This window comes from Streptomyces sp. NRRL F-5123 (assembly GCF_000721495.1).
Taxonomy (GTDB): Bacteria; Actinomycetota; Actinomycetes; order Streptomycetales; family Streptomycetaceae; genus Actinacidiphila.
Map to the genome: position 1 here is coordinate 1 of NZ_JOHY01000052.1, position 13,978 is coordinate 13,978.

The following is a 13,978-nucleotide window of genomic DNA, read 5'->3' on the forward strand; positions in this document are numbered from 1 at the left end:
GCCGCACCGGCCAACTCAGGCACGGACTCGTGCTCGATCGTCATCTCACTCACTTGGCGTCTCCATGATCAACAGATCCGCCGTTTATTAGACACTCCCTTGGATTCAGTTGTATCCAGCGAGTTACGTACCGTCGCGGGAGGATCTCGGGTCTTCTCCAGTGCTGATCGCAGACGGTCTTTCTGTTGGTGGAACTGTACACGAGCCATACTTGCTTATACATCTTCGATGGTAGTCACACGTCCGAAAGAGTGTCCTTAACTTTGCCAGGCTCCTCTCCTTCTTGCGCTCCTGCAAGCCAGCGACAGTAGCCCGACCTGTGCAGTGACTTCCAGGAGCGGGCGTCCAGTTGCTGCTGGCGCCAGAATGTTGCAACCTGGTTGAGACGAACCAATTCTCCAGAGGGAGGCACCGTGACGTCACCCGGTACCGGGCCCGGCAGCGAACACGAATCCGAAAGCATGCGACGTGCGATAGCCGAAGCAGAGTCCGAGATCTATGAGCACGTCCAGCACCTTCACGACGAGGGTGTAATCGATTTGGATGCCCCTGCGCGGGACGTCATTGACGTACTCGACCAGCGGTATCCGCGGCGGGCGAGTGACATCAAGGCCCAGGCTGGCGGCTATTGGCTCGCCGGCGACCAGGGTTGGTGCGACCACCTGCAGTAGAGAGAGAAAGGTGACTTCCCATGGAAAACAAGCACCCTGCCTCACGCCCTAGTCGTGAAGAAATGGAACAGCAGATAGGGCGCTTGCAGGACGCGGGAATGATAGACCTCGACGCCCCGTTGAGGGATGTTGTCCCCGAGCTTGCACGCAACATGGCGCGCTACCGTCAAGGAGAACGCGCGTGGTGGGTATGTGCTTCGGGCGACGACCCCCATGCCGTATGTGAGTGTGACCTGTGACCGATCGCGCCACGGTGGAGCAGGTTGTAGAAGGGTCGATGAGTTGGATAGGAAAGAACCTGTCCCAATTCGACCCTTTCAAAAACGGCGAGCTGAGCGGATTGTGTGAAATCCCGCTGTCGGAGCTGGCGATCCTCACTCTGTCTGCCCAGCACTGCCTGGGGACCGTGGACCCGTCCGTAGTCGCGCGGTTCTTGGACTCCCTGGAGGCCGCCAACCACTCCCCAACCTACCGTGAACGCCCGTTCCGAGAGCCGGAAACCATGGTGCCCCACCTTGTGGTCGCGGCGGCTCTCGAACGGGGTGGGAGACTCGACGGGCGTGAGTTCCGGACATCGTTCGAAAGGCTGGTGGAGGTGAGCTCGGTGACAGCTCCTGCGCTCCCTCCTCACCGGATGATGGAGCTTCACCATGCACTCGACCTAAGCGGGGTAAACCACCGTCTGCCTTCTTATCAAATGCTGTATCGGCGAACGATGGCGGCACAGCCGGTGAATCCCATCTATGTGTCTCGAGCAGAATCCTATGTCCTCACCCACGTCATCTTCTATGCAGCTGACCTAGGACATCGCCCAGCCGAAGGGATAAGCGAGGATGAAATAAAAAGACTCGCAAAACTCGTTCGCTCGCTTCTAGGCATGTATATCATCGCTTGCGACTGGGACCTGACAGCTGAACTGCTTCTTTCGGCCCAATGTCTACGGCAACCGACTCGTTTTGATGACCTCGGGTGGGAAGCTCTGGCCTCGGCACAACGCCCGGACGGCGCGGTTCCCGGCCTGCGGGCCCGCCTGAGGGAGGACCAGGTGACGGGCAGCGGCATGGGGGCCGAGTCGGAGGCCGAATCCTGCTACCACACGACTCTCGTATCAGCGTTGGCTGGCCTTGCAGTGCTGAGCGGTCGCTGAAGGAGACGGAGCAGATGCCAAAACGTCACTGCAGTGTGGACCGGGCAACCAAGTTCATCTTCGAGACCGCGCACCTTCCAGCCGCCTCAGCGAAGCACCAACTGCAGTCGCTGTTGGGCTTGTCAATCGCAGAGAAGGCCAAGGTGCCTGACGCTGCCTCATTCGCTGATGTGATGGCTACGCAGGTCAACCAGACGCTTGCGCGTGAAATAGCCGATGGGACATTCGACCCATTTGCTCAGGACGCGAAATTGCTGGTGCTGGGTTGTGACATCATGCGAAGGCGAGGTGTCGAGTCCTCAGTATTGGTTTCATTCACCCAGGACACAACACGCGCACTGCGCAACTTGGACACTATTCCGACACAGCTGAAAGGCCTGGCGTACCTCCTGGATGCTGTGAACGGAGGACCGTCTCTGATAGGTCACCAGAGCGACAGTGATCTGCCGCCCCTTGGTCAATCACTGTTGTTGGCCGACTCCGCCAAGATACAACAGCTGTGCAATGCGGTAGCAGGGGTGACGCTTTTCGGTTCACGAGAGGCTTCGGGTGCCACTGACGATCTTATGGATTCACTGTCCGTGCTCGCCCTGCAAAAACTCCGAGAGTATGATTTCATTCTTGGATCCGCCCTACTGCGGACCCTCGCATACCTCAAGTCTGGCGACTCCGAGACTTTCGATTACGCGGCGACATATCTGGAGTCCCAGCAGAAGGACGACGGCAGGTTCGGCTACTATGCACGCGAGTTGACGGAGGGGCCGGATCTGCCAGATGCGGATCTGGATATCTTCCTTCCCGTGGCGGTTTCCGTGACGTGGGCACTGGCAGAGATGACCGTGCCGGACCTTCAGGTCGTAGCTCCTCGCTCGTGAAGTTCGCTGAGCTGGCTGGCCGTTGTTGAGAGGCATCCCTCTGCAACGTGTCGAATGCGTGCCGCTTCCTCTTGGTCGAGCATCCAATAGGAAAGGCTGTGGATGCTGACGGCTGCCATCATGTCATGGATGGCGGGGGGGAAGTTGATCGGCCCGGGTCCTCCACCGGGCGGGTGGGGCCATTGGTGCAAGTCCCAAACGAGCCTGGGCCACCAGGGAGGGCACAGGGGGATTTCTTCCGTCATGCTTGCTCCTTCGTAGAGGTAGATCATCTCGACGCTATGTCAGCGTGCCGGTTGTGTAGGAGAGGACTGCCAAGGAGTCAGGAAAAGAGCACTCGATTGGACGGCACACGACCAAGACAGCGTCTGTCCCAGAGGGCGGTTCGCGAGTGCATGTCCATTTCGGATATGGCGAAGCCCTTCAGTGGCGCGTGGGCGCGGCGGGTCAATAACTTGGCTGGAGGATGGCCGAGGGGCCCGATGACATGGCCGGCAAAGATGCGTCACGATGATCACCATGACCGACGGACTTACATGGCTTGCTGCTCCTCGGTCGATCGCCTTCGGTGGCTACAGCGTGGTGCTCGCTCGGGGGCTGGGCACCGAAGAGCTGGTGACTCGGCTGACCGCGTCGGTGTTCGGGCCGACGCGTACGGCGCGTGTTCTGGGCCGCCTCACCGGCAAGGATCTGATCGATGTCGTGGAGGAGGGGCCCTGGGCCCCCTACCCTGCAATAGGTCTGCGTTATGGAGAGTTCGGCGAGCTTGTCTTTGTGATCAAGTACGGTGGCTGGCAGGCGGAGTTCGGACGGCAGCCACCCGTTTCGCGGGGTGGCGCACACGTCTTCCAGCTGGAGTTCGAAGAGGAGAACGGTAAGCCTGTACCGCCTCAGTTCTCCTACTTTCATGACGATCGTCTTATGTGTTCCTTCAATCTCCACCTGGACCGTTCATGGGGATACAACGGCGTGAACGGTGATCGCGAGGTGGCGGAACGCGTTGAGGGGATGCTGGCTGATGCTGGCCTGCCAGACGCCACCGTGCCTCGCCGTGAGGTGCACCGCACTACATTGGAGATCATCGAACGATGCTTCGGCCTCACCCTGCCGCGGGGGCAGGTCCTGGAGGCGAAACTCCCCGCTGTGGTCCTGGAAACCGCGTAGTCGACGAACTCCAACTGGAGCGGATGGTCACATCGAGGTGAGTCTGCAGGCTGCTGGCCGCTCACTGCTTCCTGGTGAAGCTGCCGCTGTCGGCCTCGGTAAGGATCCCCAGTTTGACCAGGCGTTTCAGCTTGACGCGGGCGCCTTCGACGTTCTTCGGCAGGAGTCCGTGGCCGCGGGCTTCGCAGACCTCCTTGGCCTGTAGTGACCCGGTCGTGTGGTTGAAGGCGGCGAGGATGCGGGGGTAGTCCGGGTGCTCGGGCAAGTCCGGTCCGACGGCCAGGAGCCGGTCAGCGACGCCCGTGACGGTCTTGCGGGTGATCGTGAGGTGCTCCAGGTGCGTCTCGGCCTCCCGCAGCCGGGTCTGAAGGTCGTCGATCTGTGCGCGGAGGTCGTCGGTCAGGGCCCGGGCGGCGTCATGCTGGAGGTCCAGGGCTTCGCGCAGGGGCCGAATGTTCATGCCGGCATCGCCGGCACCGTACGCCAAGTGGGGGTGTTCGCGCCGACGAGGCGTCGGACCACGACGTGGGTCATCGCCCAGTAGACGCGGGAGGCGGAAGTGGAGGGGCGGTGCTCGTAGTCACGGACCAGGCGCCGGTGCAGTATCAAAACCCCGCAGGTCTGCTCGACCCTCCACCGCTTCGGCTGTGGCACGAACCCCTTTGCCTGCGGGTTGCGTGCGACGATCTCAACGTCGATTCCCAGTCCGGCGCCGTGCTCGACGACCTTGTTCCTGAAGCCCCGGTCGACCAGGGCTTTGCGGACGGTACCGCCGGTCTACTCGACGGCCCGGTCCAGCAAGGCCGTGCCCGTGGCGTTGTCGTGCGTGTTCGCGGCGAGGACGACGACCGCGATGACCAGGCCGAGTACGTCCACGGCCAGGCCACGTTTGCGGCCCGAGACTCGTTTCGCCGGATCGTGACCGGTCGTGGAGGCGGGGACCCCGGCGGCCACATGGAGGCTCTGGGTGTCCAGCACCACCAGGGTCGGGTCCTCTCATCGCCGGGAGCGTTCGCGGACCTGGCAGCGCAGGAGTTCAGGGCCTGTCCGGCGGATCTTATGACCGTCCGACGATGGGATCGTTGCTCTGGTCGTGGGGCGGGGAGATCCGACGAACGACGAGTGGATGCGGCTTGAGCCGCATCTGCCGAAGTCCGGTGGTCGGGACGGTCAGTGGTGCGACCACCGTCGGGTGATCAACGGGATCGTGTTCCGGATCCGGACCGGAGTCCCCTGGCGTGACCTGCCCGAGCGGTTCGGCAGTTGGAAGACCGTCTACGAGCGGCATCGGCGCTGGTCAGCAAACGGCACCTGGGACATGGTCTTCCAGATGGTCCTCACCGACGCCGATGCCCGCGGTCGGGTGGACTGGAGCATGGTCAGCGTGGATCCGACCTCGTGCCGGGCCCACCAGCACGCCGCCGGTGCCCCGCGCAGAACGCCGCGAGTCTCGAAAAAAGGTCAACGCCTCGGCGGCACCGCCCCGACGAAGGACTCGGACGCTCCCGGGGCGGCCTGACCAGCAAAATCCACCTCGCCGGCGAAGGCGGACGTCGACCGCTGGCCCTGCTGATCACACCCGGACAGTGGGGCGACAGCCCGCAGTTGATCCCCGTGCTCGAACGGATCCGGGTCAAGCGGCCTGGCGGCGGGCACCCGCGTACCCGCCCCGACCACCTTGGCGGCGACAAGGCCTACAGCTCACGCCGCAACCGGCGCTACCTGCGCAGACGCCAGATCAAGCACACCATCCCCGAGCCGAAGGACCAGCGGGCCATCCGTCGGCGCCGAGGCAGCCGAGGCGGCAGGCCCACGGGCTTCGACAAGGAGATGTACCGGCGCCGCAACGAGGTCGAGCGCACGATCAACCAGCTCAAGCACTCCAGAGCCGTGGCCACCCGCTACAACAAGCGCGCCTATGTCTTCCATGGCACCGTCACCGTGGCTTCGATCCGCCTTTGGCTCAAGCCCTGATCCCTTGGCCCTTCGTGGCAAGATCTGGGCGTGACGACGTTGTTCCTGACCGTTGGCCTGCCCGGGGCCGGAAAGACCACGAGAGCTCGACAGCTGGCCACCGAGTACAACGCGCTGCGGCTGACACCGGATGAGTGGATGCGCCCGCTGTTCGGCGACCCGCAGCCGGCAGGAAAGCGCGAGGTGCTGGAAGGACGACTGCTCTGGCTGGGCCTGGAGGCGCTGAAGCTGGGAACGAACGTGGTCCTGGATTTCGGATGCTGGTCTCGTGACGAGAGGTCCGCGATCCGCTGGTTGGTGGAGTCTGCGGGCGCGTCCTGCCAGCTCGTCTACGTGCCAGTGGACCATGAGACCCAACGCGCTCGGATCGCCCATCGTCAGTCAACCACCCCTGACCAGACCTTCGTGATGAGCGAGACGGACCTCTTGCACTGGAGGACGCTGTTCGAGGAGCCCGACGCCACAGAGCTCGACGGGCACGAGGTAGAAGGTCCGCCTCCTGGGTGGTCAGGATGGCTGGAGTGGGCCGCCGAACGGTGGCCAACGCTTGCGTAACAGTGCGGTCAGCCATGGTGCCGCCCAGTAACGCAGCCGTGTCAGGAAGCCGAGCCCGGAAAGATCCGCCGGACAGGCCCTAAGGGGGCTGGTTTGAGGGAATAGATCGCGTGAGTGAGACCCCCAACTTTGACCGTCCGTCAATAGGCGGACCATGCGGACGCAGAGGTCCACAGAGATGCTACGGCCGGCTCACGGCCGAGATGTCGGCGTCGAGTTCCCCGGCCAGTACCTGGTCGTGAGCCTCGTCGGCGATCTGCCGGGCCTGCGCGAACCGCCGCAGTGCCGCAGCGGTGGCGCCCTCGGCGGCGCCGACCCGGCCGAGTCCTTGCAGTGCCCTGGCCTCACCCCGCCTGTCGCGCAGCTGCCGGGTCAGTCCAAGGCTTTTGTCGAACGACCGTGCTGCCGCGCCCAGTTCGCGGCCGTCGAGCTGGGCCTGCGCGAGACCGCGCCAGGCGTAGGCCTCGGCCCGCCGATCCCCGAGCCGTCGGAACTCCTCCAGCGCCTCTTCGAACAAGGGCACCGCCTCGTCGACGCGCCCCTGGCCGCAGCGGACGACCGCAAGGCTGCGCACGGCCTGGGCGGCGAGTCGGCCGTCCCCGGCGGTCCGCAGCCGCTGGGCCGCGTCGCTCAGACGCTGTGCGGCCACCTCCCACGCTCCCCGGTTCCGGTGGATGATGCCCTGTACGAGCATGACGGCGCCCACGCCGTGCTCGTCGCCGGACGCCTCGTACCCGGCCAGCGCCCGTTCGTACGCGGCCAGCGCCTCGTCGGCCCGGCCCAGATCGCGGTACAGCGCCCCGGTGTCGAACAGCGTGATCGATTCGGCCCAGCGGTTGTGCGAGCGCCGGGCCGCGTCCAGGGCCAGTTCCACAGCCGCCCCCCAGCCGTCCCAGAAGGCCAGCATCTCGAAGAAGGGCGCAGCGATGTGGGTCAGTTCCCATGTCGCGTCCCACAATTCCCGCTCGTGCCCGATCCGTACGCACGCCACGACATTGTGCTGCTCGGCGATGAACCAGGCGATCGGGTCGCGCAGCAACTCGTCGCGGTGCTCGGCCTCGACTTCGTGGCGCGGGTGGGCACTGGTCTTGCGCAGCTCGCCGGGCTGGAACCGGTCCTCCGCGACGGCCGCGAGACAGACGTACGCGCCCAGGAGCCGGCCGACCGCCGCCGCGGCGTCGGGTTCGGGCTGCTCACGGGCCAGTGCACGCAGCAGATCGTGGAGGCGGTAGCGGGCAGAGCCCGTCTCGTCGGGGCCGATCGCGTCGAGCAGCTGCGCGGCCACCAGCGCGTCGAGGTGACGCTCGGCCTCGCGCAGCGGAACGCCCATGAGCGCACCGAGAGGCCAGGCCGCGAAGTCGCTCCCGGGGAAGAGGCCGAGCAGCCGGAACGCCCGCTGCTGCTCTTCCGGCAGGCCCCGGTAGCTGATCATGAAAGAGGAGCGGACATCGAGATCTCCGATTTCGAGATGGTCCAGCCGGTCGCGCTCATCGGCGAGGCGGCTTGCGAGCTCGCTCAGGCGCAGGTCGGGCCGCTCGGCCAGGCGGGCACCGGCGATGCGTACGGCCAGCGGCAGGTACCCGCACAGCGCCGCCAGCTGCCGTGCGGCCGGCGGATCGTCCGCCACCCGGTCCCTGCCCGCGACCCGGCCCAGCAACTCGACCGCCTCGTCGGGCTCCAGCAGATCGAGCACGACGGTGTGAGCCCCTTCGATGCTGCGCAGCTCGACGCGGCTGGTGACGATCACCCCGGCTGCCGGTCCGCCGGGCAGCAGCGGGCGCACCTGCCGGGGCCCGTTGGCGTTGTCGAGGACGATGAGCAGCCGGCGTCCGGCCGTCAGGGTGCGAAACAGTTGCTCGCGGTCGTGCAGCGCGTCCGGGATCGCACGCGGCTCTGTGCCCAGCGACCGCAGGAAGGTGCCGAGTATCTCGGCGGGTTCGGCGGGCAGCGGGTCGTAGCCGCGTAAATTCGCGAACAGCTGCCCGTCGGGGTAGTCGGCGGCGAGGCGTTGCGCGGCCCGCACCGCGAGTGTCGTCTTGCCCAGGCCCCCCTTGCCCGCGACGGCGACGAGCGGTCCGGGCGACTGACCCGGTCGCCGCAGCAGTCGACCCAGCTCGGCGAGTTCACCGGCGCGGCCGGTGAAATCGGCGATGTCCCGCGGCAGTTCGCGCGGCACCACACCCCGTGGTGCGGTGGGCACCGCGGTGGTGTCGGCCTGGTACCAGGCGAACACTCCGCCGCACAGCGCGGTCACTCCGGCAAACGCGTACTGCGCCGCGCCCACATCGCCGAACACCTGCCATCCGGCGGCGACCGCAGCGAACGCCCCCGCGGCGCCTGCCAACCCCCAAAGCCTGCGCACCACACGAGAGTTCACGTCGCGCATGATAACGAACCCGCATCCGTAAACGCACCGGCACATCGCGTCACGCGCAGTTCCCGACAACCCGGGGCTGCCCGCTCAGATATTGATCTGCGCGATGCTGTCGGCAAGCTGCGCCACGGCGTGCACAACGCCCAGGCCCGAACCTCGCCGGAGCGATCAGCTCCCAGCCGGCCCCGGGACACGGCTCCGACCCACCTGACCGCAAACGGCACGCCCCCACCGGCCCCGCCCGCCGCGGCAGGCCAGGCTCCCTGACCGCCCAGACCGTTGCCCCCCTGCGCCGGAGACACCATGAAACTGCTCCTCACCTCCGCCGGAGTGAAGAACCCCGGCATCCGACAAACCCTGGTCGACCTCCTGGGAAAGCCCGTGGAACAGGCCGAGATCCTGCACACCGTGCTCTCGGGCTTCCTGGAGAGCCTCGCGATCACATGATCCGAACCCCGAGCAACCCCTGGACGCCGGTCCGGACGAAAAGCGAACTTCGAAGGCGCCGACGTACGGACGGCGCATCGAGGTCCTGGCCTGGACACTTTCCGTGAACCGGTTGAGTCTGTTGGTCACAGGCTTTTCAGATTGCCTTACCGCCAACGTGTGAACACTGTTCAGCTGAGCCGGCCGACCATCCGAGAGGCACGGGCCGCCGGCCGGGTCCCGCTCCTCCCGAGGCGCCCACGAGCCCCGTCAAGCGCCCCACGATCGCCGACATCGCCAAGGTCGCGGGGGTCTCGAAGGGTGCGGTTTCCTATGCACTCAACGGCAAGGCCGGGGTGTCGGAGCGGACCCGGGAACGGATTCTGGAAATCGCCGCCCAGATGGGCCGGCACCCCAGCAGCGCCGCCCGCCCGCTGTCCGGCGGGCGGGCCGGCGTGATCGGACTGGTCGTGGACCGGCCGGCCCGGGTGCTCGGCATCGAACCGTTCTTCAAGCAGCTGATCTCCGGTGCGGAGGCCGGGCTCGCCGCCACCGGCACCGGCCTGCTCCTCCGGGCGACCGAGGACGTCGAGGCCGAGGAGGTCGCGTACCGGCGCTGGCGGGCGGAGCGGCGGGTGGACGGCGTGCTCCTGGTGGACCTGCGCGAGGACGACCCGCGGCTCGGCCTGCTCGGCGAACTGGGCCTGCCCGCGGCGGTCGTCGGCCACGCGACGGGCACGCCCGCAGTGCCGTCAATGTGGCCGGACGACGGCGGCGCGGTCCGCGGGACCCTGGAGCACCTCGCCGCGATGGAGCACCACAAGATCGCCCGGGTGGCCGGCCCCGCGCACTTCGTGCACGACCGCGAGCTCGCGGTCGTCCTCGTGACCAGGCACGTACTGTCCCAACCCAGCCGACACCCACCCCATGCCGCCGGCATGCCTACTCACGCCGGTGCTTCGGGCGTCCCAATTTAGAACATCGCCATCATCTAACTTGCGCCCCGCACCTGAGGCAGTTAGATTATGTACATCATCCAAATGTTTCGCACACCTCAGGAGACCTCTCATGAGCACCTATCTCATCAACCACCTGCGCATCCCCGGCGATGTCCCGAACAGCGAAGCGCTGTCCTACCTGGAGCAGGTCGAGGCAACCGTCCAGCCGTACGGGGGGAAGTGGCTGGCCAACGGCGAGGCCAGCGTCGTGGAGGGTGCGTGGCCCGGGCTGGTCGTCCTGATGGAGTTTCCCACCCGCGAGGCAGCGGAGCAGTGGTACAACTCGCCGGACTACCGCAGGATCCTGCCGCTGCGCGTCAACAACGCCATCTCGGACCTCGTGCTCATCGACAGCCTGCCGGCCGACTACACGGTCAAGGGCTTCGCGCAGCAGGTGCGAGCGGCCGTCGCAGCCGCCGGCGACTCCGCGAACTGAGGCACACGACGCGCCGGCCGGACGTACCACTGACCACTCCGGCGTGATCGGCGTCATCCGGGCGGCGTACGGGGTGGTCCGCCCGAACGGGCGTATCGTGACGATGAGTTCCGGTGTGGGTTCGCGGATCGACTTTCCCGGTCTCGCGGACTACGGGCCAGGAAGGCCGGGGTCGCGAAGTACGCCATGGACGTCGCCCGTGACCTCGGTTCCGAGGCACCACGGCCAACGTCGCCGAAGCCGGACCGATGGACACCGGCATGGAGCCCACGGGCCCCGCGACCCTCAAGGCCCTGGCCGGCTCGCTGCCGTTGCAGCGCGTGGGGCGGACAGAGGAGGTCGTCGCGACGATCTGCTTTTTGGCGAACCCCGCCGCGTCGTACGTCACGGGCACCGCGCCGGCCGCGGACCGCGGTTTAGGGCCTGAACTGCGGCGCAAGTCGCGCGGCGCCGCTCCCAGCCCCGTGCACGGCCAGGGCCTCCTGCCGCATGGCGACCGCGTATAGATTAGGATTATAATCAATACTGGGTGCGATCTTCGCCGGCCCTCCCAACCGGCGAGGAGGAGCGAGGGAGGGGAAGATGAGCCGGGTGTCGCAGGCCGAGGCACAGGCCAACCGCAGACGCGTGGTGGCGGCCGCTTCGCGGCTCTTCCGCGAAAAGGGCGTGCCGAACGTGAGCATCGTGGACGTCATGCAGTCGGTGGGTCTGACGCAGGGCGGGTTCTACAAGCAGTTCGCCTCCAAGACCGCACTCGTCGACGAGGCGGCGGCCATGGCGTTCGCCGACATGCTGAGTAGTCTGGCGGGCTTGGACGACGACCACGGCGACCACGAGGCCGCCTGGCTGTCACTGATCGGAACGTACCTGTCGCCCAAGGCGCGCGACGAACCCGGCGACGGATGCCCGGCGGCCGGTTTCGCCGGCGACTTCGCCAGGACGGCCGAGTGCCGTGACACCTACGCCGCCGGGGTGCGCGACATGGCCGGATGGATCGCGCCCGGTGACAGCGGTCTGGCGGCCATCTCCACCCTGGTGGGCGCCCTCCTGCTGGCCCGGGCGACGGCCGGCCTCCCCCTGTCCGAGGAGATCCTGCGAGCCGGGAGGAAGGCTGTCACGCAGGTGACCGGGTAACCAGCGTCCCCGGCCGCCGCCGGGTGGCGCTGGCCGCGTCGCGGCCACCCCTCGACAACTTCGGGGAGGCTCCGCAGCCGTACATCCGGGCTGACGGTGCGCCCCCGCTCGGCAGGCAAGGGCACACCTCTGCGACGGCCCGAGCAATGGTGGAGCGGTCGACTGCGAACCGGGACGCAAGCTTGGCCTGGTACCGGTCGCGCCACAACGGGCCCAGCGTTGCGAGGATCAGCGATCACGTGGGCCGATGCCCGTGATACTCCGGTCACTGGTGATCGCTGCACGAGACGCGTTCGCCCCCACACGACCGTGATCGACGATCAGAAACTCGACGCGTCACCGTCGACCGCGCACGAATTCATTGGCTTCGAACGTGATTCCGGACATGCGCACACACCGCATCCCGCATCCCGCATCCCGCATCCCGCGGCACTCTTTCCGACGACGCGGCACCTCGGGGACCCTACAGCGGGGCACGGTCGTTGAGGATCCTTTGGAAGATGACGTGATCCCGCCACTGGCCATCGATATGCAGATACTCCGGCGCGGTACCGATCGGGGCGAAGTCGCACTTGGCCAGCACCCGCTGCGAGGCGAGATTGACGAGCAGCGTGCCCGCCTCGACCCGGTGCAAACCCAGTAGCTCGTCGGCTGCGCGGCACGCCTCGCGCACAGCTGCGGTCGCCAGTCCACGCCCCACGTGTCGGGCATCCACCCAGTAGCCGAGATTCGCACTGCGGAACGGCCCGAGCGACACGTTGGACAACGCCACCCACCCGACCACCTCGTCCCCGACCGCCAATACCCACGCGGCCAAGCGCCCCGCCTCCCGCTCCTCCAACTGGCCGCTTACGCGTTCCGCCTGTCCTTGCTCGGTGAAGAAGGCATCGCTCCGAGAGGCTCCCACGGACGCAGGTGATCGCGATTGCGCAGGTAGGCATGGCACAGGGCGCGCGAATCCCCTTCCCCAAGGGGACGCATAACGACATCATCGATGACAGAAGATGGCATATCGATCATTGCACCATCGTAGGAAACCACCCGAACACCCTGGACGGCGGGGGTCGGCGATCGGCCACGCCTTCGGCACGAGGCCGGTCACGACGCAGGCGGCACCGTACGGCGGTCGATAGCCCTCGGGCTCCGGCAGTCGGCCGTCGGGGCAGCCCCTGACTGCCGGAGGTGACGCGGAGCTCCCGGGCGTCCCAGGCGAGACCCACCGGTCAAGGTCCTCTGTCAGAGGTCACCTAAGCCGAGCCGTACCGCACACGCAGGCCTGGACGCGCGTTGACAGCCCGGCGACACCCCCCGGCTCTCCCCCGAGCGAACGCGAGGCTGCAGCGAACTCCCGGCGAGACCCGGCACAGTCACCGCGGTGGCACATCCGGCCCGGGCCGCTGTCGCGTCGGTGAGATGCGTAGGCCATCGGCTCACCGATCCTCCGCGCCCCGGCGCCGCCTGGCCCCGGCCGGGCCGCCCGCACGGCCGATCGCACCCCCGCCCCCTGGCCTCGCTCGGCTCGATGGTCGCGGTCTTCCGGTGGGGCTGGCTGTCGGACATCGCCGGGGTGAAGCAGACGGCCCGGTAGTGAGCACCATGCCGATCTTCCTGATCGGCGTCGTGTCCGGCCTCGCGATGGACTATGAGGTCTTCCTGGTCAGCCGGATGCGCGAGGCATACGCACGCGGCGCCGAGGCCCGGGAAGCGGTCGTGGCGGGCTTCACCCACGGCGCACGGGTAGTCACGGCCGGCGCGATCATCATGATCAGCGTCTTCCTCGGGTTCGTGGGGTCCACCGGCACGGAGATCAAGATGCTCGGCTTCGGCCTCGGCATCGCCGTCCTCTTCGACGCGTTCACCGTCCGGATGACGATCGTGCCAGCGGTTCTGGCGCTGCTCGGCCGGTCCGCCTGGTGGCTGCCGTCCTGGCTGGACTCGCTGCTGCCGAACGTCGACATCGAGGGCGAGAACCTGCGCCGCCGGCTCACCGCGAACGAGGGCGACGACAGCGCGGACCACCTGGTCAACGCCCCGGCCTGACCGGCGTGTTGCAGTTCAGTCACAGCGGGCGTCCGGTGACTCACCGGACGCCCGCCTGGCTCCGCACCTCGCCGCGCTCCGCTCGAAGTGCCTGGGAAGGGCTGCACCCGGGGCCGGTGTCAGGCCGACCTGCCGCCGCCGGAGGGCCCTTCAGCCGTCGGAGGCGGACGGAGAGGAACAGGAA

The 13,978-nt window shown here is 67.0% G+C and carries 13 protein-coding genes and 3 pseudogenes; 11 read left to right on the forward strand and 5 right to left on the reverse strand.

Features of this window, described 5'->3' with window-relative positions:
* Positions 1-419 precede the first annotated feature (419 nt).
* A complete protein-coding gene (locus IH54_RS45815; RefSeq protein WP_159012167.1) occupies positions 420-662 on the reverse strand; it encodes a hypothetical protein in 243 nt (80 codons plus the stop codon).
* 244 nt (positions 663-906) lie between these two features.
* On the opposite strand from IH54_RS45815, the gene IH54_RS45820 reads away from it, so the two are divergent.
* From IH54_RS45820 to IH54_RS0130410, 3 genes are all read left to right on the forward strand, one after another.
* On the forward strand, positions 907-1,818 hold the full coding sequence (locus IH54_RS45820) for a DUF6895 family protein (RefSeq protein ID WP_159012169.1): 912 nt from the start codon (positions 907-909) through the stop codon (positions 1,816-1,818).
* Positions 1,819-1,832: 14 nt separating this feature from the next.
* Complete coding sequence (locus IH54_RS45825; protein ID WP_159012171.1) at positions 1,833-2,693, forward strand: hypothetical protein; 861 nt, start codon at positions 1,833-1,835, stop codon at positions 2,691-2,693.
* A 510-nt stretch (positions 2,694-3,203) separates the two neighbouring features.
* On the forward strand, positions 3,204-3,857 hold the full coding sequence (locus IH54_RS0130410) for a hypothetical protein (protein WP_031523010.1): 654 nt from the start codon (positions 3,204-3,206) through the stop codon (positions 3,855-3,857).
* Positions 3,858-3,918: 61 nt separating this feature from the next.
* Here the strand turns inward: IH54_RS0130410 and IH54_RS0130415 are convergent, their stop codons facing one another.
* Positions 3,919-4,317 (reverse strand): hypothetical protein, encoded by a 399-nt coding sequence (locus IH54_RS0130415; protein ID WP_031523013.1) that lies wholly within the window; start codon positions 4,315-4,317, stop codon positions 3,919-3,921.
* A pseudogene (locus IH54_RS40445) lies at positions 4,314-4,895 on the reverse strand (transposase); the annotation flags it as partial. The pseudogene IH54_RS40445 and the gene IH54_RS0130415, both read right to left, overlap by 4 nt.
* Positions 4,896-4,950: 55 nt before the next feature.
* Between IH54_RS40445 and IH54_RS43770 the strand changes: the two are divergent.
* Positions 4,951-5,831 (forward strand): IS5 family transposase gene (locus tag IH54_RS43770; protein ID WP_107060303.1). Its coding sequence is split into 2 segments (ribosomal slippage): positions 4,951-5,311 and positions 5,311-5,831, totalling 882 coding nucleotides; the frame shifts between segments, so codons are not numbered across the junction.
* A 30-nt stretch (positions 5,832-5,861) separates the two neighbouring features.
* Positions 5,862-6,386, forward strand: a complete 525-nt coding sequence (locus IH54_RS0130435; protein ID WP_031523021.1) for an AAA family ATPase — start codon at positions 5,862-5,864, stop codon at positions 6,384-6,386.
* A gap of 181 nt (positions 6,387-6,567) precedes the next feature.
* Here IH54_RS0130435 and IH54_RS0130440 read toward each other — a convergent pair whose 3' ends face one another.
* Complete coding sequence (locus IH54_RS0130440) at positions 6,568-8,763, reverse strand: ATP-binding protein (RefSeq protein WP_159012173.1); 2,196 nt, start codon at positions 8,761-8,763, stop codon at positions 6,568-6,570.
* 300 nt (positions 8,764-9,063) lie between these two features.
* On the opposite strand from IH54_RS0130440, the gene IH54_RS46330 reads away from it, so the two are divergent.
* The 5 genes from IH54_RS46330 to IH54_RS0130465 all read left to right on the forward strand — a co-directional run bounded on the left by IH54_RS46330 (position 9,064) and on the right by IH54_RS0130465 (position 11,754).
* The gene (locus tag IH54_RS46330) at positions 9,064-9,207 is read left to right on the forward strand and encodes a hypothetical protein (RefSeq protein WP_199923491.1); all 144 of its coding nucleotides are present in this window, start codon (positions 9,064-9,066) and stop codon (positions 9,205-9,207) included.
* A 272-nt stretch (positions 9,208-9,479) separates the two neighbouring features.
* Entirely contained in the window at positions 9,480-10,163 is a 684-nt protein-coding gene (locus IH54_RS0130450) for a LacI family DNA-binding transcriptional regulator (protein ID WP_267965243.1), read from the forward strand.
* A gap of 91 nt (positions 10,164-10,254) precedes the next feature.
* Positions 10,255-10,620 carry a DUF1330 domain-containing protein gene (locus IH54_RS0130455; protein ID WP_031523029.1) on the forward strand — a complete coding sequence of 122 codons (366 nt, stop codon included), beginning with the start codon at positions 10,255-10,257 and terminating at the stop codon, positions 10,618-10,620.
* A 248-nt stretch (positions 10,621-10,868) separates the two neighbouring features.
* Complete coding sequence (locus IH54_RS47225) at positions 10,869-11,126, forward strand: SDR family oxidoreductase (protein WP_052398049.1); 258 nt, start codon at positions 10,869-10,871, stop codon at positions 11,124-11,126.
* A 76-nt stretch (positions 11,127-11,202) separates the two neighbouring features.
* Positions 11,203-11,754 (forward strand): TetR/AcrR family transcriptional regulator, encoded by a 552-nt coding sequence (locus IH54_RS0130465; RefSeq protein ID WP_031523033.1) that lies wholly within the window; start codon positions 11,203-11,205, stop codon positions 11,752-11,754.
* A gap of 463 nt (positions 11,755-12,217) precedes the next feature.
* Here IH54_RS0130465 and IH54_RS40455 read toward each other — a convergent pair.
* Positions 12,218-12,774 (reverse strand): annotated as a pseudogene (locus IH54_RS40455) (GNAT family N-acetyltransferase).
* A gap of 484 nt (positions 12,775-13,258) precedes the next feature.
* Between IH54_RS40455 and IH54_RS0130475 the strand changes: the two are divergent.
* Positions 13,259-13,794, forward strand: a pseudogene (locus tag IH54_RS0130475) (MMPL family transporter); the annotation flags it as partial.
* Positions 13,795-13,978: the final 184 nt, after the last annotated feature.